This is a genomic window from Halorubrum sp. B52 (assembly GCF_059752555.1).
The window spans coordinates 601450-618770 of record NZ_MWTG01000007.1 but is presented as its reverse complement, the minus strand read 5'-3'; the positions used below and the strand labels follow the sequence as shown (position 1 = coordinate 618770).

10 protein-coding genes are annotated in these 17321 nt (G+C 58.7%); 5 read left to right on the top strand and 5 right to left on the bottom strand.

Features of this window, described 5'->3' with window-relative positions:
* Positions 1-398: 398 nt before the first annotated feature.
* Together B4V04_RS04540 and B4V04_RS04535 are read right to left on the bottom strand one after the other, a co-directional pair.
* Positions 399-3686, bottom strand: a complete 3288-nt coding sequence (locus tag B4V04_RS04540) for a CARDB domain-containing protein (RefSeq protein WP_498229534.1) — start codon at positions 3684-3686, stop codon at positions 399-401.
* A 178-nt stretch (positions 3687-3864) separates the two neighbouring features.
* Positions 3865-4311: a VanZ family protein gene (locus B4V04_RS04535; protein ID WP_498229532.1), complete on the bottom strand. Its 447-nt coding sequence runs from the start codon at positions 4309-4311 to the stop codon at positions 3865-3867.
* A 437-nt stretch (positions 4312-4748) separates the two neighbouring features.
* On the opposite strand from B4V04_RS04535, the gene B4V04_RS04530 reads away from it, so the two are divergent.
* The 4 genes from B4V04_RS04530 (at position 4749) to B4V04_RS04515 (ending at position 11397) form a co-directional block, all read left to right on the top strand.
* Positions 4749-5012 (top strand): DUF8028 family protein, encoded by a 264-nt coding sequence (locus B4V04_RS04530; protein WP_498229530.1) that lies wholly within the window; start codon positions 4749-4751, stop codon positions 5010-5012.
* Complete coding sequence (locus B4V04_RS04525) at positions 5009-5272, top strand: DUF7123 family protein (RefSeq protein WP_498229528.1); 264 nt, start codon at positions 5009-5011, stop codon at positions 5270-5272. Before B4V04_RS04530 ends, B4V04_RS04525 begins: the two co-directional genes overlap by 4 nt.
* Positions 5273-5878: 606 nt before the next feature.
* Entirely contained in the window at positions 5879-8407 is a 2529-nt protein-coding gene (locus tag B4V04_RS04520; RefSeq protein WP_498229527.1) for a hypothetical protein, read from the top strand.
* A gap of 419 nt (positions 8408-8826) precedes the next feature.
* Entirely contained in the window at positions 8827-11397 is a 2571-nt protein-coding gene (locus tag B4V04_RS04515) for a COG1470 family protein (RefSeq protein WP_498229525.1), read from the top strand.
* A gap of 361 nt (positions 11398-11758) precedes the next feature.
* Here B4V04_RS04515 and B4V04_RS04510 read toward each other — a convergent pair whose 3' ends face one another.
* Together B4V04_RS04510 and B4V04_RS04505 are read right to left on the bottom strand one after the other, a co-directional pair.
* Positions 11759-11896, bottom strand: coding sequence for a hypothetical protein (locus B4V04_RS04510; RefSeq protein ID WP_498229524.1), 138 nt, complete (start codon positions 11894-11896; stop codon positions 11759-11761).
* Positions 11897-12342: 446 nt separating this feature from the next.
* Positions 12343-12486 (bottom strand): hypothetical protein, encoded by a 144-nt coding sequence (locus B4V04_RS04505; RefSeq protein WP_498229522.1) that lies wholly within the window; start codon positions 12484-12486, stop codon positions 12343-12345.
* A gap of 979 nt (positions 12487-13465) precedes the next feature.
* On the opposite strand from B4V04_RS04505, the gene B4V04_RS04500 reads away from it, so the two are divergent.
* A complete protein-coding gene (locus B4V04_RS04500) occupies positions 13466-16084 on the top strand; it encodes a BGTF surface domain-containing protein (protein WP_498229521.1) in 2619 nt (872 codons plus the stop codon).
* Positions 16085-16552: 468 nt separating this feature from the next.
* On the opposite strand, the gene aglF is transcribed toward B4V04_RS04500, so the two are convergent.
* Entirely contained in the window at positions 16553-17320 is a 768-nt protein-coding gene (gene aglF, locus B4V04_RS04495) for a UTP--glucose-1-phosphate uridylyltransferase AglF (protein ID WP_498229519.1), read from the bottom strand.
* Position 17321 lies beyond the last annotated feature (1 nt).

Below are 17321 nucleotides of genomic sequence, written 5' to 3'. Positions count from 1 at the left end.
TTCTGGTGACGTACCTACTGCCGGCCGTGCGGTATCCTCGAACGCTCCCGTTAGCGGGCGGTGCGTGGGCGGTTCTTCCGGATCTCCACTGGGTGAGTCCTGTCTTCCAACAGCAACTCCGAACGTTCCATCATACCTCAGTCTTGACGGATCTTTTTTGGTTCCATCGGATACTAGATCGGCTCGATCCGAGCGATTCGAAAATGATAGCCACAGTGCTTCTGGCCGTATTGATACTCATCTCTGCAGTTGTGGAACACCGAGACCACCGCATCGCATCACCCGATGAGTCCTTCTCGAACGACGAGTCAACCAAGTGACCTACCCCACCCTCCTTCACTCACCCTGACGGGGTCGCTCCGTGAGGGTGGGGTCGGTGACCAGCGCTCTACTCTTAGTCACGACTGCCGCCTCCGAACAGCGAGTGCTGTCACGAGGAGCGCGAGCACCGCGGCGATCACACCGAACCCCGGAATATCCTCATCGGTTTCGGCGTTCGTTGCTGTCGCGTCCTCACTGTCACCGAACAGCGATATTTCGCCGACGTCGGTTCCCTCGAGTGACACCGTTCCACTCTCGGGTGGTTCAAACCGGATCTCAATAGTTGCGTTCTCTCCGGGACCGAGTGATACCTCCCGTTCGGCGACGGGGTTGCCATTTACACTCACGGTAAGGTTGCGGCTTGCCGGGCGATCACCGGGATTTTCGACAGTCGCCTGCATCGTCGTGTTGTAGCCCACCCGGACCAGATCGGCCGGCACCACACTCTCGACGATGTCGACGCGTCCGGGATCTAACGCGACGACAGCCACGGGCATCGCGTGTGGCAGGGTCACGCTATGCGTCTCTCCGTCCACATTGTGGGTGACGTTTGTCATCGTCCACTCGCCGTCGACATACCGTAGCACGGCGACGTTCTCTATGCGTTGGCCAGCCGGGAGTTCTCCCTCATCAATGGTGAATTGGAGCGTCGCCGCATTCGTGCTGGCTGCGCCCAGCGACGACGTGAACGCCATGTATCCGAGGGCCACTCCGTGAGGAACGGAATCGGAGCCATCTGGCTCGGCCGTTGGTCGTCCAATCGTCGTTTCGTACGCCTCCGTGTCACCAGCCGGATCGATCCCGACCGAGGACACCGACACCGCGGGCTGTGACTCCGACGGTCCGGCGAGATCCACCGCGATATCGTAGCGCTCACCAGTTGTGTCGTCGACGCTGACAGTGACGGACTCCTCTGACTCCGACCGGACCACCGTTGGCTCGTCATCACCCGATGTTGTCGACCCGGATGCCCCCGAGAATCCGCCTCCACCCCCACCTCCACCACCCGATCCGGCGTCATCTTGCTGTTCGACAACCGTGACGTTGCTGACTACTGTGTCGTCGACCGTGACCATGTACTCACCGGTGGCGTTGTACGGGTGACTGACTGTGAGTGTGGTTCCGTTATCGGGCACGTCGGTCGTTCGTCGGACGGAGGTCCCGTCACCAAGTGAAATATTGACGTCTCGTTTCCCAGTCGCCTCGCCGTCGTTCTGCAGCTCAATACTGAGTTCGACGGACTCGTTGACCTCTACTGACTGGGGGGCAAGCGTCGTCTCCCCGAGCGAGACATCGGCCGGTTCGAGCACGGCTAGGGTGTCGACAGCGTCGTTGTTGACGGTGAGATCATACTCACCAGCCGTTTCGAACGTTCGATTAAAGCGGACGGTCTCGCTTGCATCCGGACCGACCATCCGGGTGTCGGTTTCAAGCGTGCTGTTGCCGTCTCGAAGCTGCGTCGTGAACTCGCCGGCGACATCGCCGTCATTTGCGAGTTCGACGCTCACCGTGGCCGACTCACCAGCGGTGATCGTCTCGGCCGACAGAGTGGTGTCACGGATCGACACGTTTGCGGGTTCGAGCACACGGAGCGTGCCGGCCGGTTCGTCGTTCACGGCGATCGCGTAGTCGTCTGCCTCGTCGAACGCCGGTGTGAAGACGACTGTCTCGTCACCGCCAGCACCGATAGTGAGTGTTTGCGTCGCAACTGACTCATCGCCGACGACTAACGTTGCGGTGTGGGTGCCTGGCTCAGTCCCGACGTTCACGACGGTTGCGGTCACCTCGGTTGACTCCCCCTCCAATACTGTGTCCGGCTCGACATCCGGATTTGTCGTTCGGAACGTCGCCGGGCGAACCACAGTGAGCGTTCCGGCCGACACGCCGTTGACCGTGAGTTCGTACTCGCCGGCGGCAGGTGCTGTGTAGGTGAGTTGTTGCGTGCTGGTTGCTCCGGGACCGACGGTCACCTCTTCGGTCGTCTTGACGTCCTCATCGGCCGCTACCGAAACAGACAGACTCCCCTCACGGTCGCCCGTGTTCTCAATGGTGGCGGTGGTAGTGACCTCCTCATCCACAGAGACCACATCGTCTACAAGTGTCGCGTCTGTGACCGCCAGAGCTGCCGGCGCGTCGACGGTCAGTGTCCCGGCCGCCGTCTGATTGACCTGCGTTTCGTACTCGCCGGGTTCATCGATGGCTCCGCGTAGCTCAACCGTTTGTGAGTTACCGCCAGCAAGAGTCACTGATTGCGTATCGATTGTTTGGGTGGTTCCATCCCGCTCCGTCACGCGGAACTCGGCAGTAAACGTCCCCTCATCCTCACCGACGTTTGTCACCACTGCGGACGCAACTGCGTCGTCACCCGCCACAATCGTGTCATCGCCGAGCTGTGCGTTCGACACCTCGAACGCCGCTGGCTCCGACACTGTGAGACTTCCTACCAATTGTCCACTGACAGCAATGTCGTACGTTCCTGTCTCAGTAAAGCTCGGAGTGAATTCGATCGTTGTTTGCTCGCCGGCGTCAACTGTCTGCGTCTGCGAGTCTTGCGTCGTCCCGTCAACCTGGAGGTCTGCAGTGAATTCCCCCGCACTCCCGCCATCGTTTACCACGGTCGCCGTAACCGTTACCACTCCTCCCGGATCAATCGTCGTCGTTGACAGCTCTGCGGTCGTTACCGAGATGTTTGCCGGCTCCGGTTCGACGACTGTGAGTGTCTTCGTTGGTCCATCACCGACGCTGATCGCGTAATCACCTGCCGTGTCAAACGACGGTGTGAAATTGACCGTTTCTGTCTCACCCGCATTGACGTCGATGGATGTGGATTCCTTGACAGAGCCATTAACCGCAAGGTCGGCAGAATACGTGCCGCCCGCATCACCGGTGTTTGCAACCGTAGCCGTCACAGTGACCGTGTCTCCGACGGTGATTTCTGGGTCAGACAATGTCACTGCTGTCACGTTGAACGCAGCCGACGCTGGCTCCGTCACAGTGAGCGTACCAGCAGGCTCACCGTTGACGCTGAGGTCGTACGTTCCCGCCGTCTCGAACGGTTCAATAAAGTCGACGGTTCTCGTCTCGCCGGGCCCGATCTCAACGCTCGTGGTATTGATGCGATCTCCTCCCTCCTCAAGCTCAGCTGTGAACGTGCCCGTCTCAGTGCCGACGTTCTCGACGGTCGCTGTGATCGTGGCGGTCTCGCCCTCGACGATCTCCGTTTGCTCGAGAGTGGTGTCCGTCAGTTGAAACTCAGCGTTGGTCGCGGCAGCTGCGATACCAATGCCGACATTTCCTGAGAGGGTCACCGCTGCGATAATAATCATCGCAGAAACCCAGATGGCGGTACCCTTGCGGCTGGACATAGGCCTGCTACCCAATCAAGAGGGATTGTAATATCCGCCGAATCTGCATTAAGCCAGCCTTACAAAATGACGTTTATGGCTGTGATAACTGCACGTATACTTCCCAGGACAGACACCCATGTTGCTATAGCGGTGTGACTGTTGTGTCGACCGACCACTGATCCCCACTGCGGGATTTCTAGCTGAGTGGTGGTTCAAGCTCAGCCGGCCGCGAAGCCTTGTAGAATCGCACGTACCGCACAAGCACTCGCCAGCAGACAACGGCTACGGCCGCCCCAGTCGCATTGACGCCCATATCCCCAAATGCAAACGTCCGCGACGGCAAGCGCGACTGCATCAGTTCGATTGTCACGCCGTATCCAACGGCACAGCCGAACACGAGAACGAACACCCGCCACTCTGACAGGTGAGAGTCATGCAGCGCGTACGCGAGCATTACTGCCAGGCAGGCGTACGCGAGGAAATGTAGCCAGTCCGAGTAGGGAACCAGTCCAAGCGGTCCCGTCTCAAATTTCTGGGTGCCCGGTCCGGCTTGGATCGAGTAGTACAGAATGGTCCCTGCAACCGCGATCACGGCGCCCCATCGGATGCCATTGGGAATCAATGGGAGCCGGAGTCGATGCATCTGTACTGCGATTCTGACTGTACGCGTATGTATTTGCGGATTCAATCCCGGACTGTAAGCCGAAAGTCTGTGACCCCAGTCGCAAGCAACCGACGAGTTCGATGCGAGGTCAACGCCGATACAACGGGCTACACCATGACGCGCGTTGGCCGGAGTGTGGTGGCGCGCGGTGAGGGCTGGATTGTGAGAGTGCGGCCAGCAGGGGTGATTCGTGATGTTGATTTAGAATCACACGAGGTGCATTCAAAATTCCAGATGACTGTCTCAAAATTTCATATGAAGTATCTAATGGGTTTTGAAGCTGTTTTGAACAGTCTCACGTGCCGGTGAACAGTCTCGAAATGACCAGAGCAATCGTTAATCCAGCTGAAGTTGTGCCAACGCTCTGGCGCTTATATGGGGGTGGCTGTCCATGCCATGAGTAAGACGTGTTCCCCATGTCAAGCAAGATATCCTCCTCACCACTGCAGGCGCCGAAGCAGATCGGGACGAGCCTCTCGAGCGCGTGTTGGAACCGAGCGGTTGTGAGTGTTCGCGCGGCCGCTTTCTGGGCAGCGATCCTGTTGCCGCTCGCGTACGTTCCCGCTGCGTACGGGGTGATGGGCTTCGATCAGGCGTGGAGCCCGCTCGCACTCATCGCGTTCCACGTGGCGTGTATCGTCATCGGCCACAACCACAACAGCACCACGACTCAGTCATGAGCACGACGAACATCGTCACCCAGTCGGCCGCACAGGTCGAATCGTCGGCGTCGAAAGCCGACCGGCTCGCCGCGTTCCTCCGAGCCGAAGCCGCCGACGGCGAGACGTACTTCAAAGCGAAGTTTATCGCCGATGATGTCGGCCTCTCGCCGAAGGAGATCGGCGCGTTGATCGTCCAGCTGCAAGATTCGATGCAGGACCTTGAGATCGGGAAGTGGTCATACACGGGGGCGACCACGTGGCGCGTCACCCCGACATAACGAATCGTAGCGTGGCACACGCTGTGTCGCTATCACGTGATTGAACGCCGGTTTCCGAAGGGCTCCTCTTTGAGTGTGCAGTCTCCACTCCTCAAAAATACTAGTAGCCGACTCCGTTAAACTCCTCAGCGGGTGCTACGGTCTTCTCTGATTTCGATCAATCATGACTCACATCGCCAGACCGTTGGTAACTACACCGACCTCTTGCTTGAGGTTGAACTGATTGAGGAGGTTCCGAACACGTCACTACGTCGGTACAGGGTTGCGGACAGCAGTGTTGTCCGCGAACTCTTCGAGCTGAACAGTGTCGGCGAGTAGCAGTTGCCCGCGAGGGAATACGGTTTTAGAGCCGGAGGGAGGGGGTAATTATTGACAATTGTGGCGCTGCCCACAGCATTGCTGTTGTGGGAGTGATACCATGGTGTGTGGTCGAACGCCGACTTGTCCGTACCTCCCTGAGATGTGTCTCGACATGAATGGATTAGCCACTGATTTGAAATATCGATGCCATCCAGCAGATGAGACGTTGACGTGTAATGGCTCTCGCGTTGAACGTGGGCACATCGAACGAAAACGCTAATCGGGGGCGGCCACAGTTGCAACGCAATGCCCTCGCCCGAGGAGACGACCGCCGCTACACGCGAGTTCCTCGCCGACCATCCAGAGGCTGAAGATGCGCTCGTGTCCCTCCTCGAGCACGACGCCGACGGTGAAGCGTGGACGTTTGCAGAGATTAACCTAGATTCCGGTCAGTTTGGGGAACTCGTTTCCCACGATCTCGCAACTGCCGCTGGGGATGGCTATCGCCTCCAGAATCCAGAGGCGATCCGCGCTGCGATCGATGCGGCTGACTCCAGCGGTTCTGATGACGCCACTCACAGTGATGCTCCCTCCGACGACAGTGAGTCTCACATACTCTCTCCTCCCGGATATCTTACTGATATCTTCAGTGGCGACCTCCAAACACGCCTCGCATTAGTCGGCTCCCTCCTTGCTGTCGTCGCCGCACGGCTTGTGGGTGCACCGGCGGTCCTTCGTGATGGCTATGTGGTGTCGCCCGCCAACGACACCTACTTTTTCCGCTACTGGCAGGAGCACCTCGCTGTCCGCGCCGATGGAATCTTTGATGTCGCGCTGTTCGCCGATATGGGTGGGGCCGCGAGCACGCGCCCGCTCTCGCACGCCATCAACTGGTGGGTAACAGTCTTGGTTGGCGGTGTTGAGGCTGCCCCAGCTGTTGCAGCATGGCTTCCAATTGCAACTGCCGTCTGCCTCGGCTACGTCGTGTATCGGCTCACGTATCTCCTCACTCGTGACGTGCGCGTCGCACTTGCTGCCATACTCTTCTACGGACTCGCTCCCGCCAACGTCGTGTACACGTCGGTCGGCTTTCTCGACCATCAATCTCATCAGTATCTGTGGCTCGGGCTGCTCGTCTTTGCGTTAACCGCCCTCGCAGCAGATGTTGCTCGCCGCGCACGTGCGACAGACACGGGTTCTGCTGCCCGCGCTCATGCGCGCGCACCGCGATCATGGCTGGTTGCAGCTGGCCTTGCGGTAGCTGTCGCGGCTTCTGCACATCTGTGGGGTGGCTCTCCGCTCACATTCATTCCGGTCGCTGCTGTGGTCGGGTTTCGTGTCGCACTCGACATTCGGCATGATGGATCACCCGTCTTTGGGAATGCGCCCCTCCTCGTAGGACTAACAGTCGGGGCCGGGCTTGCACTCACTGCGCATCTCGTACTCGGCTGGCATGAATCGATTGCGGCAGTCTCGCCTTTGCTTGTCGCTGGTGGGGCGCTCACTGTCGTCGCCGCTGGCGAGCTGTGGCGTCGGACCGATCTTCCAGCAACGGGATTCGTCGTCGTTGAGGCGTTCGTCGCTGGTGGTGGTCTTCTCGCGTTTTGGCGACTCCGCCCGGCTGAGATCGAACGCTTCCGGACCCGAGCCGAGGATCTGTTTTTCCGTGAGGGTGCCACTGAGACGGTCTCGCTGTTCAGCCCCGATTTTGCGGTGGTGTTCGGCCCGCTTCTCCAGCTCGGACTCGGATTTTATTTCGGAATTGCTGTCCTCGCGGTTGCGACGTGGGCCGTCACCCGTCGGTACGAACCCGGGTGGCTCGTGCTCGTCTGTTTTGCATGGTACTACACGCTGCTTGCGACGATTCAGGTGCGTTTCGCCGGGCAGCTCGCGATCTTCATTGCTCCCGTTGCAGGCATTGGCCTCGTCTACCTGCTCGCGGCGATTGATATTGCTCGTCCTGTCGATGTGCTCGGTCCTGCAAGCCCTGCTGACGATACAGAGAGTCCTTTCCGTTCGGATCGCGTCGGACACGACGGCTCTGATGACGAAGGTGGCTCTATCTTCGATCGCCGAGCAAATGCTGACTCGGCACACGGTGTTTCAATCCTTCAGATTCCAGATGGAACGCGCGTGCGAGGATATCTTGTCATCGTGGTGGCGCTTGTGCTCGTATTCAACTTTCTTCTCGTGCCACCGCTTGTCGGGCAGACGACCCACGACCGAGCGCAATTTGACGCCGCACAAACCATCCATGCCCACGCAGATGCCGTTGACCGCGGCTATCCACAGAACTTCGTATTGAGCCAGTGGGGCGACAATCGAATGTACAACTACTTCGTGAGCGGTGAGTCCCAGAGCTACGGCTACGCACAGAGTACCCACGATCAGTATTTAGCCGCGGAGGACCCCGATGCGTGGTATGATCGCTTCCAAGATCGGGTCGGATACGTCGTGATCACGGACCGAGAGAACGCACCCGCAACCAACACAACCTACAGTGCGCTCCACAAGGGGCTTGGCATTGGCGCCAACGATACAGTCGCTACCGGGCATTACCAGCTGCTTGCGACCGATGAAGACGTTCGCACCTTCGCGGTCGTCCCCGGCGCGACAGTACGGGTGAGTGGGACAAACGGTGAGCGTGTCTCTGCCACGACATCAGTGGCGGTCGCTGACGAGACATTTGAGTACACTCGGAGCGCTGCGGTCACTGACGGGACCGCTGTGATCCGAGTTGCCCACCCCGGTGAGTACGTTGTCGGCAACCAAACCGTCACTGTGACCGACGGCGAGATCATTGCGGGTAATCAGATTAACGTCTCATCCACGTAGACCCCAACCGAACGGGGACTCCTACATGTCGGTGATGTTCTTTTACACGTCGTTCGTAGCGTAATTTCGCTTATCAGATAGCTCTCTTCCGCTCGCATGAGTTGTGATTCGAAAATGCCCGCCTCAACCCCTGAAACGCGCGTGTGGCTCATTAGCATACAATCCACACCGACACAAAGTACTTATACTAACCGACAAAAGGTTTGGCTGCAGCCCCTACCCCACGATGCGACACGACCGCGAGTAATCCAAGTCAAGTCCGGCTGTATCACACCGAGTACGTAGGCTGCTGATGGACGGGCACCTAGGCGCGGATAAAGCAGACTGTCGCGACACAGAACACAACAACAATGACAAACGACAATACAACACGCAAGAAGACTAGCGCGGTCTTCTTCGCTGCGGTCATGGTTCTTTCCATGGTCGCCGTCGGCTTTGCTGCCGCCCCCGCGGCTGCGGCGAATCTCGACGACGATTACGACCGCAATGCTGGCTCTAGCTCTGGTGCGACGCTATACCAGGGTCAGGAAGTGATTTACGACGTATCGAACGTTGACAACTATGATGGCGGGAATCTCGAGCTCCGGACAGTCGACACGAGCGGGGACGACCCGCAAGTCGGCAATCTTGAACAGGCGCTCGACCCCGAAGGTGATGACTACGTCATCGTCGACACCGGTAACCTTGACGCTGGTCAGTACGTAATCACCACGCAAGGAACCGGTGACAATGTCGACACTGCCACCAGCGGCGCTGGCGACATTCGGTTCGAGGTTGCCGTGCAGGACCTCACGACCGAATTCGATGAGGATACGGTCGGGGATGGTGGCGAGGATGCCCTCGTCGACTACGAGATCTCCTCGAACGTGCGTAACAACTACGCCGTCAACGTTGAGGCAGATGGCCTCGATGAGGATGATCTTGCAGACATCTTCGGCGACGAGTACGACGATGAGATCGATCTCGGCGACGACTACGACCGGTACGACGTCGCCGCTCACATCGACGAAACGGGCACCTCCGATCTCGAAGGCGATTACGCGCTCCACGAGGAAGACGGATACATCACGCTCTTCAACGCTGAGAATACGGAGCACGAGCTGAACTTCACCGGCATTGACGCTGGTGAGTACGAGTTCGAAGCCTCTGTCGTCGACTCGACGGCTTCGGATACGGACAACATCACCGTGGAGGATATCGGTGATGGTGATATCAACATTCAGGAGTCTAGTCTGAACACCGCGCAGGGTGACAACGTTGAGCTCACTGTCACGGCTGACGGTGCCGCGAGCACTGGGACGGTCGTCATCGGTAACGAGGAGGACTTCGGCTACCAGGCGAACGTGACCATCGAGGACTTCGGTGACGACGACGAAATCACGCTGGAATTCAACACCTACACTGCAGGGCTCTCCGGAGCTGATGACCCTGTCAGTGTCGTTGATACGGATGACGATGACGACGAGATCTCCTTCGAGGGTGAGACAGATCTCGACGATATCCTCGCCTCTGGTGACTACGACGTCTCGTCAGGCGCCTCGGACGACTTCGACGAGACGATTGACTCGTCTGACGACGTTGCGACGCTGTTCATCGAGGAGCGCTCGACGGATGGTATCCAGACGTGGACCACCTCCGACTCGACCGCAAGCGACATCGTCGACGCTGATGACGACGAGCAGCTCGACGAGATCTCGACTGCCGTCGAAAACGACGAACTGACCCAGACGAGCGACTTCGCGCACGGTGACACGAGCGTCCACCAGATCAGCGCGAGCGGCCTCGAAGGCGCGCTCGACTACGCTGGTCAGCAGTCCGGTGTCGCTGACGATGACGCGAGCGAGCAGCTCGCCTTCTTGGCAAACAATAGCTTCAATTCGATCAACAGTGATAACGCGATCGAATTCCAGCTCCAGGAAACGCGCGATAGCGCGGGTCCGAACGCGGACCGCGATGAGATTACTCCGGATCCAAACGACTTCGATGTCGTTGTTGACGAAGAGAACGATGACTACTACGTGATCCTCGACACCTCCAACCTCCCTGTTGAGGACGACGAGGATTACGAGTTCGACGTTGAGTTCACGGTGCAGGACGAGCGGCTCCTGAACCCGGACGACGACGTTGACCCTGACGAGTTCGAAGACTCGTACAACACGGTGTCGGCTAACTTCAACCTCGCCGAGCGGACGGCCGAGTTCGACAACGATCCGTACAACGTGACGAACGCTGAGGGGCAGACCGTAACAGGGACGACGAACGTGGCTCCCGGTACGGAGTTCACCGTTCGCGCCCGCTCCGACAGCGGCACGCAGCCCTCGTTCGTCAAGACTGACGACGAGGTCAACGTCTCGGCTGACGGCACGTGGGAAGCTGAATTCGACTTCAATGACACGTCCGTCGGCGACGAGTACACCCTGTCGGTCCAGCAGCTCCAGCTGAACGACGCTGTTGAGGCTGATGGAACGGTCGTCGAAGCCACTGAGGAAGCCGCGACCTTCGAGGTTTCGGACCTGAACCCGTCTGAGGCGACCGCCACGGCTGGTGACTCGGTGACCGTCTCCGCGACGATCGAGAACACCGGCAACGCAGAAGGCACCCAGTCTGTCGCGCTCACGCTTGACGGCGAGGAGCTCGACAGCCAGGAAGTCACGCTCGAAGCCGGCGGCAGCCAGACCGTTGAGTTCACGGCCGACACGTCCGGCCTCGACGCTGGTGACTACGAGCACGGTATCTCCACCGAGGACGACGAAGCGACCGGCACGCTCACCATCGAATCCACCGGCGACGACGGTGGCGACGGTGACGACGGTGGCGACGGCGACGACGGTGGCGACGGCGACGACGGCGCTGACGGCGGCGACGACGGCGGCGACGGAGACGACGGTGGCGACGGCGGCACCGACGACTCCACGCCCGGCTTCGGCGCTCTCGTGGCCCTCGTGGCCCTCATCGCGGCTGCGCTCCTCGCTACGCGGCGTACCGAGTAACGCAGCAGCGATACTCCACGCTCGCTAACCATCGGCCCCCGCGGGCCGACCTCTTGCGGCACTTCTTTATCAAACTCAACCACCCAGTGACAGCTGCAGCGTCGCTCATAACTGTGCGTCCAGTAGCCCTCGAAAATCCGTGACAGCTACGCGTCACCGATCGACGCGTCTCATGCGGCTTCAGTTCTGCAACATCGTATCTCTCGCTACTACTCTCGTTGACGACGAGCGCATTGGGTCCAGAACCATTGGAGTAGCACGTTCTGTAGCTGCATCAGCTCCCCGTTCCGCTCTAGTTCTCGTCGTTCATCTCTGACCACTCTAAGACTTCGATCGGCTCTTCGTCGAAATTCAGTTTAGCTCACTCCAGACACCGCTCACCGGTGAACTCCGATGCTGTTGCGAGCGGCTCCGGCAACTCCCCGCACCCGTCACAGATATTCTCGTCTGAGACGCCAGCTGCGCGCCGGCGCCGCTCGCACTTCTCGTCCTCAGCCACGCCAGAATCTGCTCCTGCGTGATCGTGGCGTGTTTGGCGTACTTGACCGGCTTGATGTCCTCTCTTCCATTGTCGAACTTGATCCCGTTGCGGTGGTGCACGTCTTTTCTGCGAGATCTTCGTACACCGACTCGGTCGGCTCGTCGAGCGGGTAGCACTCGGCACCTGTGAGTAGCCGATGATCCGCCACGTAAACATCTGCGCTCCCGGGTGTCGCCGTGTGCGACCGGTGTTCGTCGACCGCCAGCGTTCGTAGCCTGCTCCACTCCCATCCCGGGCCTCGCGTACTTGAGCCGCGTGTAACTTTGTCACGTAGTTCTTACTGTGGTAGTAATTTCCACACTGTCATCACCTGATTTGGATCCGCGTAGCCACCTTCAGTATCACACTACCGAGGCTATCCGCGAAGTCGTAGTACATCTTCATCAGTTCCTCCTCAGAGAACCTCACCAGAGATCTGTGCCGCTGCTGACCGAGATCCCTGCCGGCGCCTTTATGATGAACGGGATTTCTCCGGGCTCCATGCTCGCCAGTACTCTGTTGTCGACTACGTCGATGCCGAGTTCGGTTGGCTGCTCCTGCGCGGACATTTTCGGCGTCTCTCGCGGGACCGTTCCGCCATCCGTTACGACCTTGATCGTCGCTTTCGGCGCTCTCTGTTCCTTCCTGCCGTTTGGACGCTGCTGGTGTCTGCGACCAAACTGAGACGGGTGGCGTCCACGATCACACTGTTTCGCTCTGAGAGCAGTGTCACGCCGGCTGCGCTCTCAAGACCCGTTTCGATCTCTGCGAGCTATGTTCCTGATCTTCATGCTTCCCTTCAGTACTCAACTTGGTGGATCGCTTTTCGTCATGCTCCCACAACGAGTCGTGACCAACTTGGAGCTGCAGCGTCGCCGACTGACGAATGCGGGCACATTCTTACAGTCGCCGACCTGGCTGAGCACGGCGCGCACTGACCACCAACGTACAAAAATCGATTTGTTGATGGTCCAAAGTACTCGACACCACGTTCGGCGACATCAATTAAAAAAAACGGAGGTAGAAGACGTGAAAGAGATGAGGTCCAACCTGTGAGTGGCGTAACTCGCGAGTGTAAAGCAGAAGGGCACGCGAGTCCCCTACCCAGAGAACAAAATGCGTGCCCCCTTAGTGGGCCCATATAGTGCGAGCCAAGCCAGCGATGTAAGCGTTACGTCTGTCTGCTGTATAAGTGTTAGGTAATTATCTATTAATCGTGGAAGGATCATCCTATAAACCAAAATCTACGGCTTCAAGGCCTGAAACCTCTGCTAATCTGTTTTTACTCACTAGTCGGGATACACAAAGTATTTATCATAATCGTGTTTGTTACGAATGCAGTACCCCTACCGATGCAACGCGTGGTACGTAACTATCCACAGCCGAGTCCGGTGGTGCCCTCGACGTAATGTTGGTCTATGACGATCGGGCGACTGAGGTACGGAGAAAGCTGCCAGCGCGACGCAGAACACAACAACAATGACAAACGACAATAGTACACGCAAGAAGGCTAACGCGGTCTTCTTTGCTGCGGTCATGGTTATTTCCATGGTCGCCGTTGGTTTCGCTGCTGCCCCCGCGGCTGCGGCGAACCTCGACGACGACTTCGACCGCAACGAAGAGCAGACCTCTGGTGCGACGCTGTACCAGGGTCAGGAAGTAGCGTATAATGTTACGGGATTCGACAGTCCCGATGATGGTCTGGAACTCCGCACGGTCGACACAAGCGGAGACAACCCAGAGGTCGGCAATCTTGAGGCAGCACTCGACCCCGATAATGGCAACTACGTCATCATCGAGACCGAGGACCTCGACGCCGGTCAGTACGTAATCACCGAGAACTCGACTGGTGACGATATCGCCAGCGACGACATTCGGTTCGAAGTCGCTGTGCAGGGCCTCACGACCGAATTCGATGAGGATACGGTCGGCAACGACGGCGACGACGCGACCGTCGACTACGAGATCTCCTCGAGCGTGCGTAACAACTACGCCGTCAACATCCAGGCAGAGGGCCTCGACGAGGAAGATCTTGCAGCGATCTTCGGCGACGAGTACACCGATACGATTGACCTCGGCGATGACTACGACCGCTACGATGTCGCCAACCACTCCGAGGCCGTCGGTGATGGAACCAACACCGAGGGAGACAACGACATATCGAACGACATCGCGCTCCACAGTGAAGACGAATACATCACTCTCTTCAGCGGTGAAGACACGGAACACCAACTGAACTTCACTGACATCGATGCCGATGAGTACGAATTCGACGTGTCTGTTGTCGACTCGACAGCTGAGGACACGGACAACATCACTGTGCAGGATGTCGGTGATGGCGATGTCAACATCGAAGAGTCCAGCCTGACCACCGCACAGGGTGACAATGTCCAGTTCACCGTCACGGCTGACGGTGCGGCGAGCTCTGGGACGGTCGTCATCGGCAACGAAGATGACTTCGGTTACCAGGCAAACGTGCGCATCGACGACTTCGGTGACGACGACCAGGTCACGCTGGAATTCAACACCTATACCGCAGGTATCAACAACACTGCTGGCTCCCCAGCCGGCAACACCAGCGCTGCTGAGGCGCCGGTGACACTCGTTGATACGGACGACGACGACGATGATATCACCCTCGAGAATGAGACGGGGCTCGACGATATCCTCGCCTCTGGTGACTACGACGTCCAGTCGTCTGCATCCAGTAACTACGACACTACTATCGACTCGTCTGACGACGTTGCGACGCTGTTCATCGAGGAGCGCTCGACGGACGGTATCCAGACGTGGACCACCTCTGACGAGACCGCAAGCGACCTCCTCGACGCAGATGAGGACGAGCAGCTTGACGTGCTCACGACCGCCGTCGAAGACGGCGACGTGACGCAGACGAGCAGCTTCGCGCACGGTGACACGAGTGTTCACCAGATCAGTGCGAGCGGCCTCGAAGGCGCGCTTGACTTCGCTGGTCAGCAGTCCGATGTCGACTCGGAAGACGAGAGTGCGCAGCTTGCCTACCTGGCAAATAACAGCATCTCGAACGCGGACGGCGACCTCAACGACGATAACGCACTTGAGTTCCGTGTCTACGAGACCCGCGACAGCGCGGGTCCGAACGCGGACCGCTTAGAGATCACTCCAACTGCGAGCCAGATCGACGTCGTTGTTGACGAAGAGAACAACGATTACTACGTGGTTCTCGACACCTCCGAACTCGGTCTGGAGGACGACGAGGATTACGAGTTCGACGTTGAGTTCACGGTTCAGGACCAGCGGCTCCTGAACCCGGACGACAACGTTGATACTGATGAGTTCGAAGACTCGTACAACACGGTTTCGGCCGACTTCAACGTTGCCGAGCGGACGGCTGAATTCGACAACGATCCGTTCAACGTGACGCCTGCTGAAGGCCAGACCGTGACGGGCACCTCGAACGTGGCTCCTGGTACGGAGTTCACCGTTCGTGCCCGCTCCGACAGTGGTACGCAGCCCTCGTTCGTCAAGACTGACGACGAGGTCAACGTCTCGAGTGACGGTACGTGGGAAGCAGAATTCGACTTCAGCGACACGTCCGTTGGCGACGAGTACACGCTCAGTGTGCAGCAGCTCCAGCTGAACGATGCTGTAGAGGCTGACGGAACGGTCGTCGAAGCCGTTGAGGAAACCTCGACCTTCGAGGTTTCGGACCTGAACCCGTCTGAGGCGACCGCCACGGCTGGTGACTCGGTGACCGTCTCCGCGACGATCGAGAACACCGGCAACGCAGAAGGCACCCAGTCTGTCGCGCTCACGCTTGACGGCGAGGAGCTCGACAGCCAGGAAGTCACGCTCGAAGCCGGCGGCAGCCAGACCGTTGAGTTCACGGCCGACACGTCCGGCCTCGACGCTGGTGACTACGAGCACGGTATCTCCACCGAGGACGACGAAGCGACCGGCACGCTCACCATCGAATCCACCGGCGACGACGGTGGCGACGGTGACGACGGTGGCGACGGCGACGACGGTGGCGACGGCGACGACGGCGCTGACGGCGGCGACGACGGCGGCGACGGAGACGACGGTGGCGACGGCGGCACCGACGACTCCACGCCCGGCTTCGGCGCTCTCGTGGCCCTCGTGGCCCTCATCGCGGCTGCGCTCCTCGCTACGCGGCGTACCGAGTAACGCAGCAGCGATACTCCACGCTCGCTAACCATCGGCCCCCGCGGGCCGACCCACACGCGCTTTTCTTTATCGAATTTAACCGCTGAGCGGCAGCACACGCGAGACATTATTCTGTGGTCTGCTGATTAAACAGAGTGATGAGTGTCGTGACTAATTGTCCTCAGTTTGTCTGTCCGATTCGATAATTGATCGTGGCCAGCACTGGACTAGTCTCTCAACTGGTGGTGGCCTGTGCTCTGCAAGCGACAAAAAGTCTTGATTACGAGCTAGATGGATCTGAGACTGTAATACCACTCTGAGGCACAATCCACCGAAACGATTAGCACGGTTGCGAAATCTCCGCAGCTGGGTACATTGCTCCCGTACTCGATTACGAATAGTGGTAGGGGACTAACGCTTAGTCGTTTGCGGAACTGTTCCTATTGGACAATACGAGGAGAAATCTGCTACATCATCGATGAGAGAATCTCAACTGTCGACGATAGCTTCGTCTGGTTCGGCATCTTCTGACTTCTCCCCGTCTGCTCTATCGTCCAACCGCTCCTCGGCACGGTCACGGTCTTCAGGGTAACCGACGTCAATCCGCCAACCATCTAACCGAATTGCGTCGATGGTGCGACCGGACTGGATGAGCAGATCAATCGCATCCGGGAGTTCGTATTCGCCGCGGTCGGAGGGTTGGACGAGATGACACGCGTGGAAAATCGCTGGTGTGAACGTGTAGAAGCCGGTCATCACGAGGTTGCTTGGCGGGTCGTCGGGCTTCTCGACGACTTCGACGACCTCGCCGTATTCGTTTGTGTCGAGGACGCCGTATCGGGATGCTTCTTCGTAGGGAACCTCCTCAACGAGGAACGCAGCGTCAGCACGCTCCTCTTGTTGACGGCTGGCCACGTCTTCAAGATTGCCGCGGAAGACATTATCGCCGAGCATGAGCATAAAATCGCCATCGACATGCGGCTCTGCCTGGAGGATGGCATGTGATAGGCCCAGCTGCTCGCGCTGGTGTGTGTAGGTAATCGGAACGTCGCGGTATTCATCACCGTAGCGGTCGATGATCTGTTCAGCTTTGAAGCCGACGACGACGATGAGTTCGGTGGCACCAGCGTCGATCAGGTTATCGAAGACGTCCTCGATGAGCGGCGTGTCATTAACCTCGACGAGCACCTTCGGCTTGTCGTCAGTGAGCGGACGGAGGCGCGTACCTTTGCCCGCGGCGAGTACGACTGCTTGCATA